The sequence below is a fragment of the Arthrobacter sp. GMC3 genome, from assembly GCF_002929305.1.
GTDB lineage: Bacteria > Actinomycetota > Actinomycetes > Actinomycetales > Micrococcaceae > Specibacter.
The window spans coordinates 243,961-266,701 of sequence record NZ_PJIO01000006.1; the positions used below are offsets into that span (position 1 = coordinate 243,961).

General features: G+C 57.9%; 14 protein-coding genes and 4 pseudogenes. 9 read left to right on the forward strand and 9 right to left on the reverse strand.

What is annotated here, in order from left to right; all coding sequences use genetic code 11:
• Positions 1-573: 573 nt before the first annotated feature.
• Entirely contained in the window at positions 574-2,487 is a 1,914-nt protein-coding gene (locus tag CXQ94_RS12305; RefSeq protein ID WP_104090514.1) for a choice-of-anchor Q domain-containing protein, read from the reverse strand.
• Between the two features lie 602 nt (positions 2,488-3,089).
• Here CXQ94_RS12305 and CXQ94_RS23335 point away from each other — a divergent pair.
• On the forward strand, positions 3,090-3,212 hold the full coding sequence (locus CXQ94_RS23335; protein ID WP_104090517.1) for a helix-turn-helix domain-containing protein: 123 nt from the start codon (positions 3,090-3,092) through the stop codon (positions 3,210-3,212).
• Positions 3,213-3,715: 503 nt separating this feature from the next.
• A pseudogene (locus CXQ94_RS23060) lies at positions 3,716-3,843 on the forward strand (IS30 family transposase); the annotation flags it as partial.
• Between the two features lie 143 nt (positions 3,844-3,986).
• Here CXQ94_RS23060 and CXQ94_RS12315 read toward each other — a convergent pair.
• The 3 genes from CXQ94_RS12315 to CXQ94_RS12325 all read right to left on the reverse strand — a co-directional run bounded on the left by CXQ94_RS12315 (position 3,987) and on the right by CXQ94_RS12325 (position 6,344).
• On the reverse strand, positions 3,987-4,529 hold the full coding sequence (locus CXQ94_RS12315; RefSeq protein WP_104090520.1) for an SMI1/KNR4 family protein: 543 nt from the start codon (positions 4,527-4,529) through the stop codon (positions 3,987-3,989).
• Between the two features lie 137 nt (positions 4,530-4,666).
• Positions 4,667-5,230 carry a CbrC family protein gene (locus CXQ94_RS12320; RefSeq protein ID WP_181034196.1) on the reverse strand — a complete coding sequence of 188 codons (564 nt, stop codon included), beginning with the start codon at positions 5,228-5,230 and terminating at the stop codon, positions 4,667-4,669.
• 670 nt (positions 5,231-5,900) lie between these two features.
• A complete protein-coding gene (locus CXQ94_RS12325) occupies positions 5,901-6,344 on the reverse strand; it encodes a hypothetical protein (protein WP_146070298.1) in 444 nt (147 codons plus the stop codon).
• Between the two features lie 283 nt (positions 6,345-6,627).
• Between CXQ94_RS12325 and CXQ94_RS12330 the strand changes: the two genes are divergently transcribed.
• From CXQ94_RS12330 to CXQ94_RS12345, 5 genes and pseudogenes are all read left to right on the forward strand, one after another.
• Complete coding sequence (locus CXQ94_RS12330) at positions 6,628-9,306, forward strand: tetratricopeptide repeat protein (protein WP_104090528.1); 2,679 nt, start codon at positions 6,628-6,630, stop codon at positions 9,304-9,306.
• Positions 9,307-9,539: 233 nt separating this feature from the next.
• Positions 9,540-10,350 (forward strand): annotated as a pseudogene (locus tag CXQ94_RS23065) (IS256 family transposase); the annotation flags it as partial.
• Between the two features lie 441 nt (positions 10,351-10,791).
• On the forward strand, positions 10,792-12,000 hold the full coding sequence (locus CXQ94_RS12340; protein ID WP_104090534.1) for a leucine-rich repeat domain-containing protein: 1,209 nt from the start codon (positions 10,792-10,794) through the stop codon (positions 11,998-12,000).
• Positions 12,001-12,003: 3 nt separating this feature from the next.
• Complete coding sequence (locus tag CXQ94_RS23070) at positions 12,004-12,357, forward strand: hypothetical protein (RefSeq protein WP_258067056.1); 354 nt, start codon at positions 12,004-12,006, stop codon at positions 12,355-12,357.
• Positions 12,358-12,576: 219 nt separating this feature from the next.
• Positions 12,577-12,906 carry a hypothetical protein gene (locus CXQ94_RS12345; RefSeq protein WP_146070302.1) on the forward strand — a complete coding sequence of 110 codons (330 nt, stop codon included), beginning with the start codon at positions 12,577-12,579 and terminating at the stop codon, positions 12,904-12,906.
• Between the two features lie 171 nt (positions 12,907-13,077).
• Here the strand turns inward: CXQ94_RS12345 and CXQ94_RS23075 are convergent.
• Positions 13,078-13,491 (reverse strand): annotated as a pseudogene (locus CXQ94_RS23075) (DDE-type integrase/transposase/recombinase); the annotation flags it as partial.
• A gap of 508 nt (positions 13,492-13,999) precedes the next feature.
• On the opposite strand from CXQ94_RS23075, the gene CXQ94_RS12355 reads away from it, so the two are divergent.
• Positions 14,000-14,599: a hypothetical protein gene (locus CXQ94_RS12355; RefSeq protein WP_146070303.1), complete on the forward strand. Its 600-nt coding sequence runs from the start codon at positions 14,000-14,002 to the stop codon at positions 14,597-14,599.
• 550 nt (positions 14,600-15,149) lie between these two features.
• On the opposite strand, the gene CXQ94_RS12365 is transcribed toward CXQ94_RS12355, so the two are convergent.
• The 3 genes from CXQ94_RS12365 to CXQ94_RS12375 form a co-directional block, all read right to left on the reverse strand.
• Positions 15,150-16,193: a hypothetical protein gene (locus CXQ94_RS12365; protein ID WP_104090544.1), complete on the reverse strand. Its 1,044-nt coding sequence runs from the start codon at positions 16,191-16,193 to the stop codon at positions 15,150-15,152.
• Positions 16,190-16,498 carry a hypothetical protein gene (locus CXQ94_RS12370; protein WP_104090547.1) on the reverse strand — a complete coding sequence of 103 codons (309 nt, stop codon included), beginning with the start codon at positions 16,496-16,498 and terminating at the stop codon, positions 16,190-16,192. Before CXQ94_RS12370 ends, CXQ94_RS12365 begins: the two co-directional genes overlap by 4 nt.
• Before the next feature lie 316 nt (positions 16,499-16,814).
• Positions 16,815-17,648, reverse strand: coding sequence for a hypothetical protein (locus CXQ94_RS12375; protein WP_146070304.1), 834 nt, complete (start codon positions 17,646-17,648; stop codon positions 16,815-16,817).
• Positions 17,649-21,297: 3,649 nt separating this feature from the next.
• Here CXQ94_RS12375 and CXQ94_RS12395 point away from each other — a divergent pair.
• The gene (locus CXQ94_RS12395) at positions 21,298-21,633 is read left to right on the forward strand and encodes a hypothetical protein (protein ID WP_104090555.1); all 336 of its coding nucleotides are present in this window, start codon (positions 21,298-21,300) and stop codon (positions 21,631-21,633) included.
• Positions 21,634-22,146: 513 nt separating this feature from the next.
• On the opposite strand, the pseudogene CXQ94_RS12405 reads toward CXQ94_RS12395, so the two are convergent.
• Positions 22,147-22,741, reverse strand: a pseudogene (locus CXQ94_RS12405) (IS3 family transposase); the annotation flags it as partial.

Below are 22,741 nucleotides of genomic sequence, written 5' to 3' on the forward strand. Positions count from 1 at the left end.
GAGTGATACTAAATACTCTCCACTTTGCACAGATAAGGATGAGTTTTATATGACGCGGTGGGAACTCCCGCCCGAATGCGCCACGACCTCGAATTCAGCCGCTGAGCCACCCATACCATAGGTAACATTCTACTCTTGGCGCATGCCAGTCAAACGACCCCCTTCACGGCACACAAATTGGTTTTGAGCTGGACCGGGAATAGGACCTCGTGAGCCCAAAAACGGGCTCACGGCAGGCTTCGGAGATCTTCACAGGTCAATGAGTCAAGCAAAGCCGGGGCTGTCCCCGGCAACATGCCAGCCAACCCTGTAACTGCGATATGCGGGTGTCGGATAGTTACGAACTATTTTAACTGCCCGATACGCCCGATACGCCCCATACACCCACACCTCAGCACCCATTAGCGCCCCTCCGTGGGTGAAAATTGCGGGAAAGGTCAGGCCCAGCTAGAGCATTCTGTGTATCTGGGATTGTGACAGCTCGCCGTGGCATTGAAGAATCGCGCCTGATGCACAAACGGTCCTCATTCTTCTAAACTCGACGCAGTCTAGCTTTGTTCTCGAAGCCACTAGTTAGGCGCCGCGGCGACGCAAGAGGATACCTCCCCCGGCGACGAGCAGAATTGCCGCGAGTATCAAGGTCACACCGACAGGACCGTCGGATACCCCGGTCTTAGCTAGTTCGCCCGTGGTTGGCGAGGAACCCGCGCCGTTCACGGGTGCGCTGGGTGAGCCCGAGGCGGTGGTGGGCACCCCCGTGGGCGTCGGCGTCGAGCTGCTCATGTTGCGAATCTGGGCCCCGGCTACCGGAATCTGCACGATGTTCCCCACACCCGTGCTCAGGCGAGCGATGAACGTGCTCAGGTCGCTGGCCGCCGACAGGGTGGTCACGCTCACCGGGAAATCAGTGAGCACCGCGGCGGGATCCAGAATGAACGACTGCGATGACCAGGTATAGTCGGTCCCCGCAAGCGCAGTACCGTCTGCCGTCTCCACCACCGCGACACCGGGCAGTTCACCCCGGGTGACCACATGGACGGTGAAGTACGCGGCCGAGCCCCCCTGCACCACTCCACCACCGCTAATAGTGAGGACCCAGCGCTGCATTTCCACGGCGCCCACATCGCTGGCGATGCCAGAAACTCGAGGCAAACCTCGCTGATCGTTCACGAGAGCGCTCGACGCCGCCGCGGTATCTAGCAGCGGCGAGGTCGCGCTCAGCAATCGCACCGGTAGCCCGTTGATTGCCGGTGCCAGCGGCTGCAGTCCAAGATCCGCCGCGAGTATCACCCGGTTACCGGCGGGGAATTCGGGAGCCACGACCGTAAAGACGCTGTCCTGCGCCGTGTGGGTGGTTTTGACCACATCAAAAAGCGGGGTAGTGCCACTGTCTATTACCGTGTTTGTGATGTGCGCGGTGAGATAGGCATTGTCAGGGGTGTTCAGCGTGCCCTGGATCGTCGAGTGATCGATACCGACCACGGTGTCGGAAGTCTTGCCCCCATGCTGCTGGAAGAGCGAGAAGAGCCGGATGTCGGGGAACCCTTGGATGGTGGAGTTCTCGATCACCAAGCGGTCGTTTACCGCAGTGCCCCCCGGTCCGGGCGTGTTCACATCCGAGTAGAGGATCGGGGATGCCGTTGCTCGAATGATCGTGGTTCCCAACATGCGAACGCTCGGCCCGCGCGGCTGACTCGCGTTAGACACGTTGCCGAATCGAATTGCCCCGCCCACCGGCGAGAAGTTGGAGTCGCTGATCACGCTTTCGCGCAGATCCAGCGCGGGCGCATCGCCCGGTCTGGTCGCGAACACAGCCCCTACGCTGATCGAGGCATCCCCGGGCTCACCGTTTCCGATATTCACAAAGCGGGTGCGTTCCACCACCACGTTGCTTCCGTCGGAACCGTCGGTACCACCCACTCGGATGCCAAAGTTGCCCTGGCCGTCGAAGACCGAATCGCGGACAACGACTTGGGCGCCGGGCTGAATAGCGCCCGCACCCAAACCGATATCGCCGCCGGTGACCCTGACCCGCTCGATCAATATCGATGCCCCGGTATCCTCGGGGACGATTGAGCGCGAGAACCCTGAGAAGTTGGCGTCGCGGATGGTGAGAGCTCCGGCATTGAAGTTGCCGCGGATGCCGATGTCCTGTTGCTGCGCGCCGCCGAGGTTGATGCCCTCAAAAGTCAAGCTGGCCGCGGCCTGAACTTGGATCAGCGCGAGCGGATTGGTGGCAGAAGTCGAGTACATGGTGGGGCGTGCTCCCCCGGCGCCACGCAGGGTCAGTTGGGTGGTGATCTGTAGCTGTCCTTGGGCGATGGGCAGTTCCCACCCCGAAGGAATTTCAATTACATCGCCCGGCGCCGCCTGCGACAGAACTGAGCGCAGCGAGCCCACGTCCCCGTCTACAGTGGAAGTGACGGTGAGCGTGGCCGCCGAAGCGGGAAGAACCGCGACAAACAGGCTGGCGCCGACGGTTAGCATACAGGCGGACGCTGTCGCAAGCAGTTTTCTAAACACCTAAACCCCGAATCAGTATTAATAATATTGATTAGGATACTAACAGCGGCCGCCCAGAAAAGGCTTGCGTCCGATTCACAATTGGGCACAATCAACATTTTCCGAGGAATTTGCCAAAAATCTGTAAATGGATACTCCCTCGTCTCGATGAGATTTCAGCAGCACCCACTCCCACCAGCCCGAACGAGAAAACCCTGAAAATCAATCCCAGCCAAATAGACAACAACGCGGTCAATGACAGTTCGAGGATTCGCATAAGAGTGCGGGAGCAAACGCAATCCGAATGTATCCGCTTATTTAACTCGCTCGTTTGGGGTTCCTTGGGTTTTTGCGGTGTTGGCGACACATAGCGAATGAGTGTTGCTACAGCGATTTTTTCAATCCTTTTCCGGCCGGTCTGTTGCAGGTCTTTTGGGCAGGGACGCATGCCGCTGATTCCTTCACCGATGCCGTGATTCCTATCAGGACCAGTAGGTGTGCGGGGCGCACTGACCTGGCCGCTGCCGGTGGTGTCCGACCTCGCCGTGGGCGGGATTTGAAGGGCCTTTGCCTGACGTTCGCCCAACGTGAGGAGATCGCGGTTCTGCGCGCAGGGTCAATCCAAGAGAGCGATCGGGCAGGCTATTGGCCGGTCTCCCTCAACGGTACCTTCGGAGTTGAAGCGGAACACAAAACCCGGTACGGCATAGCGAGCCACGTGCTCACCTACGATCGTTCCGGCCGGCCGAACTCCACACGAATACTCTCTTGAGCGCGAAAGCGGAAGAAAGTGTAGCCAAGAAGTATTCGCCGAAGCCGCCCGTAGGACGACTGCGAGTTGAGTTCCTCGACCGGGAGGAGATCCGGGTGTCACCCGAGACGATCTACCGGCCCCGGTAGATCCGGTCCCGAGGCGCCCTGAACCGGGATCTGAGCCCTTGTTTACGCACTGGGAGGGCAACGTGAGAGCCGGGTCCCAGGAATGATCAACGTCTCGGACGCCCGCCCGAGGTAGCAGACCGTGCCGTGACAGGGCATTGGCAAGAGGGATTTGATTATTGGCAAGGGCAACCAGACAGCCATCCGGCCCCTGGTGGAGCGGACCACGAACTTCATCATGCTCATTCACCTGCCCAACGGGTACAAAGCAAAAGAGCAGAAGCGATAAGCGTTGACAGCGAAGACGGAAACCGGGATCGGGATCTGCCGCAGCGACCCTCGCTCGTTGTGGCGTCGTGGCGGCGCGGCATCAACGAAAACACCAACTGGCCCTTAAGTCAGCATTTCCCCAACTGCACTGATTTGAGGGTCCACCGTGCTGAGGATCTTGACAGGGTCGCCGTCGAACGCCTCCAACCCCTCGTGTTGCAGTGACCGCCAAAATCCGCCGAACGCTTTATGGGAAGGCCTATGGCAAAGGTGGACTGCCGAGAGCTCGCCCGCAGTCTTTCTGCCACTCGCGGCTGTTCAGCGCCGCGGGCCGTTCACAGCATCGTCAGGTCTAGGGGGTCGAAGTCGGCGGCACCGAACGGTACGCTGCCGCCGCGCACTCGGAGTGCGTCAATGGCTTCGTGCATGTTGCCACCGATCCGCGTCAGCGAGTTGAATCGACTGGTGTGGTAGATCTGCACCTCGCCGTTCTCGTCGCGGCTACCGGTATCCCATCCAAGATAGTCACCGTTCTCACTCATTGCAAAGACTTCCAATCGTTGCGGCATATCCCAAGTCCCATCTGGTTCAATCGCCCAGTCGTAACCCTCGTTCTGCCACTGCTGGAATTCCTCGCGCAATCGGACTGTCAGGTTGGCGCCGCGCCCAAGTAGGCCGTCGGCGTGTCCAGGGGGAACCGGGGTATAGACGAGCCATAGCCCAAACAAGCGTCCCCAGCCGAAGGATCTAACGAACGAAACGTAGGACGGCGGGAGTTCTTTTCCGTCGGATAGCCGGTGGTTCTCAATTGAGTGCTCATCGAGCAGCGGAGCAGGTGGCTGTGTCACTGATAGCTTCCACGATGCCTTGGTAGTCATATCGAAATCCTATTCGGGCAAGGAATTCTAGAAACTGCTCAAAAGATTTCGGCGACCATCAGTACAGGCCACTAGGCGAAGCCCACCGTCACTTGTTCAAGAACATGTTCGAAGCATATCACCTGATGAGAATCGATTTAGCTGGCGTCTACGTGGAGTCGGTGTGCGCCGCAAGATAGGCAGCCGAAGAGATAGCCGGCCAGGTCTCCTCCCTTTGCTAGGAGTTTTTGAAGTAGTTCAGGATCCCAGCCGAGTCCCCCGTTTACGTCCGCTGCGAAGTCTGGCTCGGTCAGGTATTGCGGTAGATCGTTTGCTCCGATGTCTCCAAGGAAGGCGCAGGGGCGTCCGCAGTGTGAGCGCCATTCTTCTTGTTGCCAGGAGAAGTACGACGGGGTGCGGGTTGCGACTTCCAGAGACTCAGCCTCATGGACTTCAAATGAAAAGATTGAATTCTCCGGGATGCTATCGATCGTTGCGCAGAACTCCCCGTCGAAGACGCGCGCGGCGGTGCCATCGGCGATGCACCAAGGGCAAATGTACTCGACGTCTTCCATCGCATAGAACGACGCGATGTAGCGCATCGTACGCGGCATCTTACAGGCCTCACACACACCCTCAAGTACTTCGAAGATATCCAAGTCAAAAGCGTTCGGATGAAAACGGAAGATGGGCAACCTGTTCAGATCAGACGCTTCACGCATGGCCATATTCTGCCACACGCCAGAACATCGACGATGTCCCGTAGCCGGTCCCTCACTGGAGCGCGTGCAGTAGGCGTCTAGAATTATGGAAACGGTGCGGTTCCGAAGGAGTCACATTACCGTATACGGTTCCTGAGAAAAGCCCGGTGGCGGCGGCTAAGCGCTACGCTCCGCGCGAATCATGCCCTTAGCGTGAATTCCCTTATGGATCATCCTCAGACCCCGTGGACTCCTACTTATTCATACCGAGTTCAACTTTCGGGGAGCAGTCCATCATGCGCCAATACTTCCGAGGGCACCGACCTGAGCATCCACAGCACCGTTGAACTCGACTGGAGCGGAGCCGAACCCACCGACAGAAAACGCAAACGGCTGGAGTCGGAAAACCGATCGAGCTGATCGGAACCCTCCTGTTGCAAGGACCCCCAGAAAAACGATCACGACCGCAGGAACCCCGGACCATTTTGCGCGCGGATCGTCCACGAGCAGCGGCCGGAACCATAGCCTCGCACGAGTAACAGAGGACGAACCAGCCGTCCGTGCATCAATGGACTTGACCGTGGAAGATTTGCTTCTGACATCAACAATCCAGGACTTTATTGCTCTGGTACTGACCAACCGCAGGTGGTGGATGGCGCAATCGGCACACGACTCCGGCAAAAAATAGTTGCTAGGAACCCGTGACTGCTTGCTTGCAGAGTTGACCGACTTTACTCCCGTTGGTCCCCAGTCCTGTCAGGACTTCCTGCAGGTTTGAAGGGACTTGATTCGGTGACGTTTTGAGCTGTTCAACGAGCACCAGATACTCTCCGATACTCGCACTCAGGGCTGAAAGGCCAGTCTTAATACTGGTGTCGGTGGCGGATTCGCCGGCAATTGCCAATTCTGCTTTTACCCTTGTGAAGGAGGCGATGATCTCTTCGCCGGCGGTAGGTCCCTTCTTCGCCGTTTCCATCAAGTCAGTCATATACGGGCTAATTCGCTGACAGGTTTCCTTTGCTGACTGTCCCGCTTGGGTACTCGCAATCACAACGGATTGGACTTGCGGTGAGGAGCAGGCACTGAGAGTAAGAGCTATGCCCACCATGGTGCAAGCGATCAGTTTGGATTTCACGTTAGGTCTCCTCCATCATGTAAAAGCGGTCTCCGTCACACCATGGTAGCCAGCCCATGAAACAAATCAGGAATCGCCGCCACCGATTTGGGACTGCACCGGCCAATGGAGAGCAGCCTTACGTACACCGTGGGGATATCCGGCATCCCGAAGAAATTGCCGTGAGTTCGTGTTGTGGCTGCAACACTTCGCGCTTAGGTTCCTATCGTAAGTGGGCCCGACTAGGCTCGCTTTAGGTTGACTCATACCGTGTCGGCATTCCAGTTCCTACCCGAAGGCGCCCATGTTCGAGAACAGCATTGTCCAAGCCGTTCAAGCAGCGACAGTCCTGCTTGATGAGGGCGAAGAGGAAGATGTGAGGGCTTTGCTGACGCGGACTCTTCTCGGATGCGGGTATGCCGCGGACGAGGTCGAAGCCGTCGCAATTGTGGAGGCAACCCGGCTGCTGATCGAACTGGACATATGTCGGCTTCCCGAAGGTGTTCTGGATACGCACGTGGAGCGGATGTATCGGCTCACTGAGGGATTTGATGGCGATGAAGTGGTCGCTTTTCGTGCTGAGACGGAGCTGTGCCGGTTCGAATGGGTCCATGCGCGGGATGACGCAGAGGACTTCGACTCGATCATGTTAGTGGATATGCTCCGCGCTGCATCCTCGTTCGTTGAACGGGGGCGCGGATCCGCGAACGAGCGGGTGCGGCGGGCCGCGGCCGAAGCTGAAATGACCGTCCAGGTAATCCGCGGATGGTTACACCAAGACCCGTTGACGATCGTGGCGGCACTTGAATCATTAGCGGCACGGTTGGCAACCGAAGCTGAGGACCGGATGCGCCACATTCGTGCATCCGCTCTGTACCGTGCAGCAGAGCTACGAATAGAACACGACGTTGACCCGGGCACCGCAAAACACCTGCTGCACCTTGTGATCGCAGAAGCAGCCGAAAGCCCTGCCGCCCGCGACTTGTACTTCTCCGCGACACTCTTGGTCGCTGACATCGCACTCAGATCCGGTGAGGCTCCGGCAGTGGCCCTCCGTGAGGCGTTCGCTGCCCTCCATGGCGAGCCCGGAGCTGACGTCAAAGTCGGTAGAGATCTCTGGCTTCGTTGCCAACACCTCGAGGAACTACTTAATCGGCTCCCTGCCGATGAACAAGACCGTGTAGCTATTTCGGAGTGGAACATGCTGATCGACCGCTATGTGAAGGACCAGGACCCACGGGTGCGTGCTTCCATACTCAAGCATGTTCGGCACCGCAATAGAGAGGTCGCGGAGGTTACAGCAGCCGACCTTCAAATTTTGCAATACGCGGACACTGCCGCACGCCAAGACAATGCCGTTTCAACGATGGACGTAAGGCTTCAGATAGCGGCCCAGATCATCGAAGTCCTCGGCTTCCCCGATCCAGGAGGCGCGCCCGCCTCGGCTCCTCGCCGCAACCCCGCGATGGCAGTGCAGCTGTCGGAAGATCTTGATCAGCGTTTCCCCCACTCCCACACTGACCCGGATCTGAGTGTTCTCCTCGCGAGACTTTATGTCGACCGTGCACTACGACTGTCGGGAATCGGTCGACGCGAGGAAGCCTTGTCAGCGCTCTCACATGTCCGGGCGAGGTTCTCCAACGCCCCCAAAGACAGGGTTCGGCATTTGTTTGCGCAGGCAAGCTACTGGGAGGGCCGGCTCAACCGCGAAGCAGGAAATTGGGACGCAGCCCGCCGCGCCGTTGATCGCGTGGTTTCAGAGTTCGCCAATGACCCTGCCTGGGACGTTCGAGTGTGGGCAGCGAACGCACTCTACTCGGCTTGGCGCGACTCCACGCTCGGTCCTGACGACGCCGAAGCTATCTTCAACCGGTTTGCAGGGCTTTTCAGCGATGACTCCGATCCGCGCATTCGACGCCATGAATCCTCCGGACGGCTAAGCCAGGCTGTCCGCGCGCATGAGCAGGGCAACACCAGCCGTGCTGTCAGCGCGCTCGAATGCCTCATCGAAGCATTCGAAGAAGAATCTGACGCCGATATCGTTGACACGGTTCGGCTGGCGCGGGAGAACCTCGCCGTACTCTCTCTAACCTCTCCGGACGCGACTGCTTCGACAGTCGAAGCTGAATCCCGGTACCGTGCACTCCGCGAACGCCTCACCACAGCAGATCAGCACTACGAGTCAGGGAACGTAGCGGAAGCAGTACAGCAGTGGCGCGCCGTCGTCGATGAAACTGCTGGCACACCAGATCCGAACCTCGCGATCCTGGGCCTGGCCGCACTTGACCAATGGGGTGAATGCCTCAACGAAACACAGCAATGGCCAGCCCTGATAGACGTAGCACAACGCGCGATGATCACACGCGGTTACCTGGATTTTCGCGCTGAAAGAATGCGCGCACGGGCTTATCTTCGCTTCGGCATCGCGCAATCCTTCATCGGTGACCCACACGCCGCACTCACAGCATACGAAACCCTCGACGCACTCATCGCCCCGTCCACAGACGATGATCTCATGACTACGAGACAACAAGCCCTCTACAATCGTGCTGTACTCATCGACGACCTCGGCAATGCTCAGGCAGCCATCGACGCCTACGACCACGTACTCGCCGTCCATGGTGCCAGTACGGACTCGAAACTTCGCCGGCTCCGACGCGTCAAAGCTCTCCGAAACAAGGCATTGCTCCTAGACCGACTCAACCGAATCGTCGAGACAGCCCACACGCATCGCCAAATCCTGGACATCGCCACCGGTAGTCTCGACCCAGACCTCAGCTCCCGCGCACGCCTCTCAGCTTTCGAACTCGCCCAATGCCATTCACGGCTCGGCGACCACGCAACAGCAGCTCAAACCTACGCCTGGATCCGCTCGCAACCCAGCCTCGGTTTCACTAAAACAGACATCCGAACCGCCACACAAGCCCAGAAAACAGCCGACCGCGAGAATCGTCGCCACAAGAAAACCAACCGACATCGCTGACTGTTGGCTGCAAGTTCTTTTGATCAGGTCGTGACTGCGTGTATGGCCGTGGCCATTGTGTTCCGGGGCGTGTTGTAGTTCCCGGCGTCCGAGTTTCGCATTTCCGATGTGAAGCGCCATCGTGCGATGGTCAGTGAGAACCGATCAAAGCTGCTCACAAAGGACACAAACACACGATTGCTTTAGAGCAGTCTGCCCAGCTCGATTTGCTAGGTTAACTCAAACTCACCGATGTCTCCGCCGTGGTGATGGAGGCCTACCTGCACAGGGTTTCTACCCGCAGGTGGAGGACCTGGTCAAGGCACCCGGTGCCGATCCCAGAATTTCCAAGTCCGAGGGCTCCCGGCTCTCCGCGGACCTCGACCATGAAGCCGGTGCCTTCCGTGACCGCGACCTCTCCACCATGGACCACCCGTGCTGTTCCTCGATGCGACCTAATGCAAAGCCGGGGTCGGGCACCGAGTCGTGCCCCAAGCCGTCGTGGTCTCCTTCGGGGTAGCTGCGGACGGGCGCAGGCAAGTCCTTGGCATTGACGTTGGCGAAAGCGAGAACCAAGGGTCCTGGACCGCGTTCCTGCGTTCCAGGAAAATCCGTGGACTGGACGGGGCGAAGCTCGAGATCTCCGACGCCCACATCGGCTTGAAGAAGGCCATCGCCACGGTATTCCAAGGTCCTGCCTGGCAGCGCTACCGGGTACATCTATTGCACAACGTGTTCTCGATCATGCCCAAATGATCGCAGGACATGGTTGGCTCAATCATCCCCACCCCCTTCACCCAACCCGACGCCGAACACGTGAAGACCCGGTTCAATGAAGTCTTCGGGTCCTTGATCAAATCCCATCCCAAAGTCGCGGCAATGCTCAGCGAAACCCGGGACGACGAACTCGCGTTCGCCAGCTTCCCAACCAGGCACTAGCGCCAGACATGGTCCACCAATCCCATGAAACAGGTCAACAAGGAAATCATACTGCGCACCGATGTAGTCGGATTCTTCCCTAACCCCGCAGCCCTGCTTCGGCTCGCCGGCGCCGTCCACCCCGAGTAACACGACGAATGGGAAGCCAGGAACACCACAACAGCCACCCCAGTAGCGGAAGAAAATTTTGTCCCAGCACTCACCACAGCGCAGTCAAAGAACTGGCCCGCATGGTGTCGAGGAAAACTCCACCACTCCACAGGACGCAACCCACCGGGCACCTCATTGCGGCCAGATCCACCAATCTACGGGTAGGGCAAATCTGGTGCAAGGTCTTTGCAATTTCAGTCCTTCAATACCGGCCCTGTGGGGTTGCCCGTCATAGGGCCAGCGCGGTCGAGAAAATATTTTTTGCTTATGGCGTCATGATCCGCGTCGGCACGACTCCCCAATTAACGAGAGGCAAATTTTCGTAGTCCTGCAGTGCACCTGCCTTGGCTTCATGAACCCGTCCCGACAGCTCATTTTCCAGCCAACGGTAGTGAGCGTTAGAGAAAGTTTCTCCCTATGAATGTTGAACCATTGACCCCTCGCAAACTCAACCATCAACGGCCTGCCAAGATCCTTGGCTCACTCGCTGTCACGGCAGCGATAGCATTTGGATCGCTTCTTGCTGCGTCGCCAGCGAATGCGGCTGATGCGGTTTTTGCTGAGCCTGCGTTGCAGGCTTGCGTCAACCAGCGGCTCGGTCAGGCGGATACGGCGCCCGTCTCCACAGCCCAGGCAGCCAGTATCACCCAGCTCGACTGTGTCGGTCAGGGCCTGACAAACCTCGGCGGCTTGGAAAACCTGACTTCCCTGACTGACCTCAACGTGTCAAACAACGCACTCACCGACCTGACCCCGGTAGCGAGTCTGAGTAACTTGGGCACGATTATCTTCAACAACAACCTGGTCACTAGTCTTGGGCCACTCGCGTCTCTGGGTAATATGACGGGCATCAATGCCAACAGTAACCAGATAGCGGACCTCACCCCGCTTGCAGGACTCAGCAAGCTCAAGGGCTTCGCCCTGGACAACAACAAAATCACGAGCCTGGCCCCCATCGCGGGGCTGACTCAACTGGGCTACGTCCGGTTCAATTCCAACCAAGTCACTGACCTGACGCCAATAGCGTCGTTGCCGAATCTTATCTATTTCTATGCTGACAATAACCAGATCAGCAGCATCGCCCCGTTGGCCAACGCACCCTTGCTACGCGAGGTCTATATCAACGGTAACCATGTTGAGGATCTCAGCTCACTGAACCCGTTGCAGCAACTAGCACAAGTGCATGCGAAGGATCAGACCTTGACGTTGGCAGATGTGGTCGTTGGGCAAAGCTATGCCAACCCCTTCGTTGACCCGCACGGGACGTACATGACTCAATTCGTTGCTGATGCCAACTTCACGCTGGCGGCCAATGGCTCCTCGTGGTCCTACGCCGCAGCGGCCCTGAATACACTCACCTGGGACCTGGACTACCCCGGCCCTAACATGCCGGCCTGGAGCTTTAGCGGAACCATCCAACAGCGTTCAACCGACAAGCCCGTTGCTCCGAAACCCACCACCCTGGTCGATGACGCAGCAACAACAACGAACACCCAGCCGGTGACCATTGATGTGCTCGCCAACGACGGGTTGCCGGGTGAGCCCGCACTTGACCCTGCAACACTGACGCTCCTGGATGCCGCCAACAATCCCGCCACGCAGGTGAGCGTTACTGGCGGTACCTAAGCTCTGTCCAACGGAAAAGTAGTATTCACTCCCACCGCAGGATTCTCAGGAACAGCCGAAAACGTCAAGTATCGTGTGACTAACGCTGAAGGGGTCGCAGGCGAAGCCACGATTCGTATCACCGTCACCGCCGGGACAACACCAACTGACGCCCCCACGGCGACAGACTCAGCCCCACCAACCCCCCAGCCGTCGACAGGATCGGCAACACCCACCGCCGCCGCTACAACAATTCCGCTCGCCAGCACCGGGTTCGGGGCCGGCACCCTGGGTATTGGCGCACTACTCGTCGTTCTGTTGGGCACTGGCGTTATAGTTGCCGGGACAATGCAACGTCGACGGGCGGCCAAGCACTAGGCTCCTCTGAGAGTTCAGCGCAAAACCACTCCTAGAAACAAGAATGTAGGAAGGAGCATCGACCATTGGGGGTGCTCCTTCCTACTCCTCTCTGTTTCTGGGAGAACTGCCTATGAAGGACAGCGCCTGACCATGTGCGCACGGCCTGTCGGGCTGACATACACTGACAAAAGCCCGGAAAAATGATGAGGAAAGAGGACACCTAACGTGGATCAACAAGTGAACTGGTTGATAATGCTCGTGCCCATAGCGGTGTTCTTTGTGCTCTTTAGACGGTATCTGACCAAGATTTATTCCCCGTCCGGCCGGCTAAACAACACAGCATTCCGGGCCGCCCGAAGTGCCGGCCTCCTGCCCGCCGCGCTGACCTGCCTTGCCCTTGTGGCCGCGGTCCTCGCCACTACGGCCCTTGCCCCGCTTAGCGAGCTAGGCCCTTGGATCATCGGAACAACAGCGTTTTGTGGCATGTGCTGGGCTCTACTGAGAATGACCCGGGCCGCGGGTGCCCACCAAACCAAAGGCCTCGACGACCATACGATCGCGGACTAAACAAAACAGCCACCACCCCAAAACGCTGGACGGGACTGCCCCGGGTTTCAGTGACTTTCAGGCTTTCGTGTTTCTAGGCGGCTTTGAGGCCTGTATTCATTGTCTGAAACTCGATCGGGGCTGGCCGGCCAAGGCGGTGTTGTCGGCGCACGCACGCACCCTGTCCATCTACCCAGTCAGCCCATTGTTGCTCTTCAAAGTGCGCACGAAGTCGTTGGAACGAAATTGAGAACCGCAGCCCGAATGCACCACCGTTCCCAGTGGGGACCTAAGGGACACGGCATTTCGCTGCCCCGTCACGGCTAGGGAGGCCTCCGTACGTGACTCGATCGAGTAACCGACAATTCGGTTAGAACAGACGTCTTCTTGCCGCGCATAGACACAGCGTGCCCTCGTCGTTGGTGTGCTCGGTAGTGCCCGCGGACCAGAACCGATTGGATGCCGTTGCGGTGAAGTCCCCTGGAGGAGGTCGTCGTGGACGGGAGGGCCTGCATTGCGCGTCGGGCCGCGTTTCTTGGCGAATACAGACCAGATTCTCTAGCTGCTGCATAGCCGCAAGAGCCGGTTCTCATTCGCGGCCAGTCCCTGGTCCTTGAGCCCGTCTCCGAAGCAGGCCACCGCGACGGGGACACTGTCGCACCTCTTAGTCAAGAATCCGCAGTGGTAGATCATTGACAGCACAATCTCCGTCTCACTAGACCGCGCTGGTCTGCCAACGGAAGCGAGCATCTAACACGTTCATAGGGGGTTCTTGGTATTAATGGATCAGCGCCCCATGATCACTGACCCGGATATCAAGGCGCTGAACCTGACAGGTCCCGAGTACCCGGCACTATTTCAACAAGAACTGGCATGCCCCTGTCCCGCAGGAGGTTTCGCCACGGGACGCGTAGCTTTCGAGCAAGGTATCTTGTATCAAGGCAGAATCCACTAGCGTGAATTTCAGTATGGATCCTTCTCAGTCGCCAACCGTTACTGCAAATGGGGCTGCCGCTCCACCAACTAAACGTGGCAGACCGTTTCATTGCGACTCAAACTCCGTATCTTGTTTCTCACCCTCAAGGCCCTGGTTCTTATCGTCTAGTATTTCCATATGCGAGAGATTAAATGGTCTGGACTCAACTCTGTCGACCTCAGCGAGGTGCGGCGACGGGCGCATGTTATGCAACGAATATCTGCGGCTGAGCGATTGAATCGCGGTGGGGTGGAACTCATTGGCTGGGACAGTGGCAGCGGTGACTGGGCGGTCTGGACATTTTCCAAAGATGGCCAGGCGATGCTGCTCGTTTTCGACCACGAGAGCAAGCTCAATCTATACGGGGACTACGACGTCGCTGCCCAGATGGGCATGTACACTGGCCTTCCAGAGACCCTCCTGACACCGGTCCGAGGGATGTCGGAAGATGATGGCTTTCTAATGATGGGAGATGGCCCAGCCGCCATGCCTGCTGCGTCAGGCGTTTTCTGGTTTGATGGGTCGCAGTGGAGGGTCGCCGAAGGACTGCTCGAGCTAGTAGAGGCCCGAGGACTTGATATCACTAGTGACTCAGGCTTCGGCTACTGTACGAGCTGGTATCGATTTGATGGCGAGTTCACCCCGGAATCTCTCTGCGCAGACGACGCGGAGGATCGTTGGGGAACTGACCTCAGACAACTCCGCGAGATCTTCGCCGAAACAACACGGTCGGCGTAAACAATCCCACGAGAATACGAGCCAAGGCAGCGACACAAGGGCGCATGTTCGGAACGTGAGAATATTCAATTCGGACATAGCACACGGGGTTCGCCCCAGAGCCTAGCCCCAGATTAGTTCACAACCGACGTCAATTGCTTTGCCTTCGTCCCGCCGAGCGTTCCCCTTGCGGGCGCCCCAAGGCTGTGCGTCCGAGTACTGAGATTGTGCAGCCGACTTCTGAAGTTGACTCCCCCGACCCCAAGTTCACCAGGCAGGACTGCACACCACAGTTGAGATAGCCGCACTCCTCTTCGTAGCACGCTCCACCTGCTACCGCCCCATCTAACGGGCAGGCCGGACAGCGCTTGGACTCACAGAATTCCACCATTCTTGAAGAAATCAACACCGGCACGTCCTTAGCACGAATTTTCTCACCGGTCCTCCTCACCCCCCAAGACCGACAAACAGCTCAAACAGCAACAAAAGCTAAACGTTACTGATCGCTTCATTGCAGCTAGCGCCCAGAACTTGCCATCCCTGCACGGTAGCCTTGTGGCAGAACGCGATGTTAGGACGCCAGGACTCCCAAGCCCTTGAGAATGGCTACGACGAATCCACCTGCCATCACGGCAAGCATGATCCACGTGCCCCATCCCAGGCGGGTCTTGAGACGTTGTCCCTGCGGCGCGACGTGGGACTTTCGCGGAAAAGGGGTGCTGTGGGCCTGCAGAAGACCTTCCGTTGAGGGTAGGCGGCTGTCGCGCCACTCTCCCCATGCAGCCACGTGGCCAGCGAGGGTTGCGGCGCCCTCCACCAGGCCCCGGATTGCGGCGGGCTTCTGCGCCGCGGAAGCGTCGGAAAACAGAAACAGCATGTCGTCAATAATTTCCACGTCCCACGCCTGCAGTACCCCGGCAAGGTGGGCGGTGAGTTCCGGCGTGAACAGCTGCCGCACGTCGTCTTCGTAGCCGGCGGGTGCATAAAGGGTGAAAAGCCGGTCCAGATCCCCGCCGAGGTTCAGCCGCTGTCCGCGGACGAATTCCTCCTGGAGCGTTGAACCGTTGGATTTTGCATCCAGCACAATGTGGGGAAACGGTGACCGCAGCCGCATCTGCGCGTACTTCCAGGTGCGGGGCCGGGTGTTGTCGCCCGAGCCGGTCAAAGACCGGCAGCTTCCGATTTCCAGGCCAAGCGGCTGACCCAGGATGATCACGTCCTGCCGGTTGCCGTCCCGGCCGTTGCCAAATCCCGTTGCGGGAAATGCGCGAGTTCCGCCTTCAAGTGAATAGCCGAAGCCATTTGCGGCAGCAAAGCGTTCAAAGCGGAAGGCATCCTTGTAGGGCTTCCGGCGGCGGGCGACCGTCCAGGCCGCCATAAGCATCACCACCACGGCACTGACAGCCTGAAGCCGCATGGACCGTGCAGCCTCGACGGCGTCATCCGCGGCGACGGTAAAAATCAGTGTGGCTACGGCCAGGCACAGCGTCACAACCCAAGCAATCTCGAACCAGGACATGTAGGAGGAGCGCCGGATGCGGGGTTGGCGCCGGATGAAAGCCGTGACCTCACCCCGGCTGACAGGGCGGGTCAGCGGTGACCAGTCGATACTCACGCATTCCTCGCGGCCCAGGTCATCGCATTCTGGGCCCAGATGGCTCCCAGCATGGCCGTTACTCCAATGATCCAGGGGGTAAGACCCTGGTTCACCGGCATCTGCCAACAAACCCATGCCACGGCAAGTGTCGCCAGGCAGGTGAAGATTGCGAGGAGGACCCCGGCGCTTCGAGCCGCATCGACACCCCGCCGATTCATGCGGCTGTCAGCGGAACATATCCCGTGAAGATACCTGCGATAGTAAACAAAGAAGGCCACCACCAGGGCGACAACCAACAGGGTCTTGAGCTGCGATTCATCCATGCTTGACCGTTGACTTCCCCTGGATTGACTATGGAAAAGCATAGCCCCGCGTGGCCAACGGACAGAAATCAAGGGCTTGGGCCAGGGGCTGCCCAGGACATGCTGCGACAAAATCGTTTCGCCTGCCAGGGACAGTGCCAAGTCGGGCAACGGCAATGACGGAACGTCCTGAACCGTGGAATAGGCTCTTGAAGGGGCAACCACGCTGGAGGTGCTCATCGCCCCAATGGTCGCCCAGCTACCCCACCGCCCGACAACCACACCTGATTCACCCATCCTCGTCCGTCCCCCGCACGGCCTCACCGAACAGTGGCTCCTATCCGCAAGCCCAGTCGAAGGTATCGGATTCCAGGTCGATTTGAGCGTTGCCGTCGCCGCCAAAATTGAGCCCCGAGATTTCTTCGAGTTCGAGGTACCAAGGTGTAAGACCATCGGGCATCCCCTGAACGGGGAAGGCTGTTCCGCCCAAGTGGCTCAATGCGAATAGCGGGTCTGCCCAGTCTTCAAGGCCGCTCCCACCTGTTGAGGGATTGACATACCCATCTGCGCCAACCTCATCTCCGCTCAGTTCCACGGGGGCCTTGCCCGCGTTTGGATCACCGCGCGGAATCAACCAAATATCGATCGTCGGCTCGACGTTATCCCAGGCGTTCGCACCTTCGGACTCGTCGACATTCTCACATTGGGTGCGCAGATCTGGATGAGGCGGTGTCGGGCCGGCTGCTAACTCTTCAGCTGTGAGCCAGAGGAGGGCAAACTCGCCATCGATCACGTCTCTTCGCCTCAGCAGGCCCGGATGGTCCTCGGTCGCTGCGAGGTCACGTAGGAACAGATCGCCTGATTCGGCGCTGGGGATGGGAGATTTACAGTCGTCTGCGAATTGCCCCTCGCCAGCGAACACAGCAATGCCAGGGAACTGGGTCCCTCGCCGCTGGAAATCTGAAGGAAGCCAGAGCGTCAGCACGTGCATCATGGGTAAGCGGGTGCTGCTGCTTCGTGGCCACTGTTCCCACCGAACTCCCGGCCCAAGACTTCCTGTCCAGCCCGCAGGTGGCTGATTGGGAAGGGCGGCTTCGGCAGTACGTCCCGGCGCTTTGCCAATGCCATTGTCACAACGAAAGGCCAGATTCCACGCGACGGTCTCATTCATGGCACCAGCATATGAGGTCACGACCAATTTTGGCTCATTGGCATACCAGGGTTCGCTACGTTAAAAGTACCCAGACGTACTCCAACAATTTCAGAACTCCCTCCGCTAAAGTACGATTTCGTTTCAATTCTGCAGCGCCCCCTGGTCGGTGCAGGTTCTCTCCGGTGACGCACCTAAGGCAAGCAAGGCGTTCTTCTGAGCCGTAAGGTCTTGGTCGTTGGTGGTTACGCGCGCTTATCCTATGAGGAGTCTGGTCATGGTTTTGGGCATACCGTTTAGCCCCGGGGCATTAAGTCGGGCACCCTATATGGGAATATGGCTCCTGCAGAGCCACGCTGTTTCGGAAATTTCAGAAGTCCTCTGCACACGCTCCGGTGAGGGACCGATGTACGGGACATGGCCATTTTATGCCACACGCCAGAATAACGACGACGACCCGTAAGCTGGTCCGGCTCCGAACCATTGAATCACTTAAGTCAACTGTGACAGCAAGATCGAAGGGGCTGTCCGCATGGGAACGCTAAATGCGCAATCATGTTCCATCACTATTCAGACCCCAAATGCAGGCCTTCAATCAAGGCACTACTTTGCATCATACGTAGCTAGTCATAGAACGGTGTTTCCAGCCCTAGGTCGGGAGCCCAACGACAGTACCATCCAGACTGCGTCTCCCGGCACCACTCAACACGGGGCCGATCCGCGCATAAACCGCTCCATCCGAGAGCTCGGTTGTCGTTGAAAGAGGAGCCGATATTTCACGCGAAGCACCATGATGTGGACCGCTGTGCAACCACAAAGTAACGATGGGTCGTCGCGGCAAGGGGCTGAAGGGCATACTAAAATAATATCGCCTACGACGTCCTGAGTTCTTATTGAGGCAAGATCGTAGTCAAAGTAGAGCTGCAGCGATGTTCAATCACCTCCATCATTTGGGCTTGCGTGCATCGAGTTCATCAACGATCGCATCTAGAGTGGTGCCACTCCCACGACATTGCGGAACCCCGCAGCGACCCGCTGAAGTTTCCTTGGGTTCTTGCGGTGACTGCAACACTTAGCGAATGGGTGTTGACGTGGCAAAGTATTCGATCATGTACCGGTCCAATCTTTTGCAGGCCTTCGGGCCGGGATGCAGGCGGGCGATTTCATCACCAATGCAGAGATTCCTCCGAACATCGGTAGACGCACGGGCCGCACTGTTCTGGCAGCTACCGGCGGCAGTTGTCTCCGCCGGGGCAGGGATTTGAAGGGCCGGTGCTTGACCTTCGCTCAACGCGAGGAGATCGTAGACCTGCCTGCCAGGACCAGTCACTGCTGCAGATCGGGGAATAGATCGGGCGCTCTGTGGGAGTCCGGGGTGATGTGGGTTCCTGCGTGGCCGTACTCTTGGTTCAAATCGCCATTGAGTTCGTATTGGTGGGATCGGTGTTTCAATAGGCGCATGAGCTTTTTAGACCGTTTTTTGCCGTCGTTCGACCCCTATTGCCGGAGACGAGTCCGTCGAACCCGCGACCCAGTCCCGTGTTGCCGATGGTGAGGTGCGGGTGTTGGCTATGCAGGCTGTTCTACCAGGGTTCCGGGTCCAGAAAGACGCTGTTGAGTTTGTGCGTGAGGCCTTGGAACTTGATGACACGGATTATCGACCAGGGACGGTTGCTGGCGAGGTGTGGACTCAAAGATTGTCTGAGGAGAGCTCGTGGGTCGGATTGTCCGACTACCATCGACTCGAGGCCGCTTTCGCGGAACTGAACAATCATGGTGTGGCCGCGCGCATGAATTTTACCTGCTGTAACACTTGCGGGACGGATGAGATCGACAATGAGAGAACACCGACTGAGATCGCGGAAGGATATCCACACCACGAATCTGCGTACACATTTTTCCATCAGCAGGATGGTGAACGACTAGGACAAGACCCGTCAGTTCTGTGCTTGACGTACAGAACTTGGCGACCAGCAGCAGATTTGGATCCCGCGTTGCTTGAAGCCGCACGTAATGGCGACAGCGACGCACGGAAAACCGCGATTTCTCGCACCGACGCTCAGGTAGGTGCCCGGGTCACTGAAGTGCTCCGCGCACATGGGCTCCTGGTTCGTTGGGACGAAAATCCCACCGAACGGATCGAGGCCAACATAGCGAATTGGCGTAAGCCACTGCCAAGGTAGGTTCGGGAAGATTTAGTGGCACACGTTCTCAGACGATCGAAACTATGTTGAGCACGCGCATTCAGAAATGACGGGGCAACGCCAGCCATACGAACCGGTTTGATCTTAGACAGTCCGCGGATGACATCGTATGTTAGCGGTCTCCCGCTGGGAGCCATTAGGTGCCCGGAAAACTATGTTCCGTTGCCTTGGTGATCTATCCGCAAGCTCAGTCGAACGTTTCGGATTCCAGAACAATTTGAGCGTTACCGCCTCCACCAAATTTGAGTCCTGCGATTTCTTTGAGTTCTCGGTACCAAGGAGTAAGTCCATCTGGGATCCCCTGAACGGGGAAGGCTGTTCCGCCCAAGTGACTCTTAGCGAAAAGGGTACCTGCCCAGTCGGCAAGACCGCTCACACCTTTTGAGGGATTGACATAGCCGTTGGAGCTAACCTCGTCTCCCCGCGCTCTACCAGAGCTTTTCCAGCGTTGGGATCAACACGAGGAATCAACCAAATGTCCGTGGTCGGCTCGACGTTATCCCAGGCATGAGCACCTTCGGACTCGTCAATGTGCTCACCGTGAGTATGCAGGTCCGGAAGAGGTGCTGTCGGACCGGCCGCTAGCTCCCCAGCTGCGAGCCAGAGGATCATGAATTCTCCGTCGATCAGATCTCTGCGCCTGACCAAGCCCGGATGGTCCCCGGTTACAGTCGTCAGGTCTCGGAGAAGCGCATCAGGTTGGTCAGTGCTGGGGCTGGCAGCTTGGCTGCCGTTTGCGAATTCTCCTTTACCGGCGAATATGGACATTCCGGGAAAGTGGGGCCCTCGCCCCCTGGAAATCGCTCGGGAGCCGGAGTGTCAGTACGTGCATCATTGGCAAACGAGTGTTGTTGCTGCGTGGCCACTGTTCCCTCCGAACTCCCGGCCCAGACTCCCTGTCCATCCCGAGGGCGGCTGATTGGGGAAGTCATTTTCGGCAGATCACCCAGGCGACTTGCCAATGCCATTCTCACTACGAAATGCCAGATTCCAAGGGATAGTCTCAGTCATGGAAGCAGACAAGTGGGGCTTCGGTGGTCATGGCATGTAATTGCCCCTAGGACTCACGCGTCTGTGAGGGGCGCCGCAAGAAAGGCAACGATGGTGCGCAAGGGCTCGTTGAAACAGCCAACCCGTGGACTGCAGTATGCCAAAGTAAGCCACCCAGGCTTTCTCCGCAGGACGATGTTTCTCTCTCGGAGAGAGTTTGGATGTGCCTGGGTACAGTGACACGTCTGGCTTTGAAGTTGTGCTTAGAGATCTTAATGGTCATGCTAGATCTGAGACGTATTCATGAGAGAACTTGATGGGATTGACCGGTCTATCACCGCTGGCAAAGAATGAACCAATTTTGCGGCAGTGAACGCAGGTAATGAACTGGCGATCTGATTTTTTGAGCCTGGCTTGTCAGTTAAACCGGAAGCCAGCTCAATAGTGGAGTTCGCAAGGCAAGGAGCAAGTCCCGCATGACAATCCTGGGTTGGCCTTGGCGTCTTATTTTCAGCGCCGGCATACTGCTTATAATGATGGCACTCCTGATTCGGTGGCGATGGTATTCGCGACGATCTCAGGAATCTTCGCTCATGCCGGAACAGATCTCGTCGATGGATCTTGATTCCTTGTTGCTGGCCTTGGACAACATGATGATTATGCGAAGCCAATTTGGAGAATCGTTCAGGGGCAACACTGGCATGAAAAAAGCCATTGGTAACGACCAGAGAATCGTGGGGCAGATCGAGGATACAATCGTGCTTCTCCAAAATGAGATTTCCAAGCGCAGTCCAAACTCACCTGCCGCGTAAGGGTCCGCAAGGCCTAATAATCCGTTGTGATTGTGACAGTTTGATTGAAGAGCAGTGTGACGGCTTGAATCAGGTCCATCATGAGACTCGGTGGGTTGGTTGGGACGGTTTAATCTAGGCCCACTACACCATTGGAACCATCTGGTTGGTTTCCGAGAGTGGAGGGCAAAGATGGAGTCACGAATGGAAGTTTTCGCAGCAATACGCCGAGATGCGAGGATCGAGAGTCATTCAACTCGTGAGCTTGCTCGGAAGCATGATGTTGGTCGTAACATGGTCAAGTTGGCTTTGCATTCTGCTAGCCCGCTGGTGCGTAGGACGCCAGCGAGGACGGCGCCTCGTCTGGATCCGTTCAAGGATGACAATGACGAAAAGTTGACCGAAGACCTCTCTGCCCCAAGAAAACAGCGCAATACTGCCACCTAAATACACTACTGAGCCACCACCCTCGACCAAAAGCCAAAGGACCAGGGGATTGCCCCGGGTTTCGTTGACTCTCGGGGTTTAGTGTTTCTAGGCGACTTTGAGGCCGGTATTCATGGTCTCAAACTCGATCGGGGTTAGCCGGCCAAAGCGGCGCTGGCTGCGTTTTCGGTGGTAGGTTTTCTCGATCCAGGTCACGATCGCCAGCCGCAGCTCCCGCCGCGTGGCCCAGCGCTGCCGGTCGAGCAAGTTCTTCTGTGGGGGCGCAAAGAATGACTCCATCGCGGCGCTGTCGGCGCACGCACCCGCCCGGCCCATCGACCCGGTCAGGCCATTGCTCTTCAGGGTCCGGACGAAGGCGTTGGAACGACATTGAGAGCCCCGGTCCGAATGCACCACCGTTCCCAGTGGGGATCTGAGCGACACCGCGTTGCCTAGCGCCGCCACGGCCGGGGAAGCCTTCATGCGTTAATCGATCGAGTAGCCGACGATCCGGTTCGAATGGACGTCCTTGATCGCGCACAGATACAGCTTGCCCTCGTCGGTGCGGTGCTCCGTGATATCCGTCAGCCAGAGCCGGTTGGGTGCTGTCGCGGTGAAGTCCCGCCTGGCCAAATCGTCATCGACGGGCGGGCCTGCTTTGCGCGTCAGGCCGCGTTTCTTGGCGAACACGGACCAGATCCGC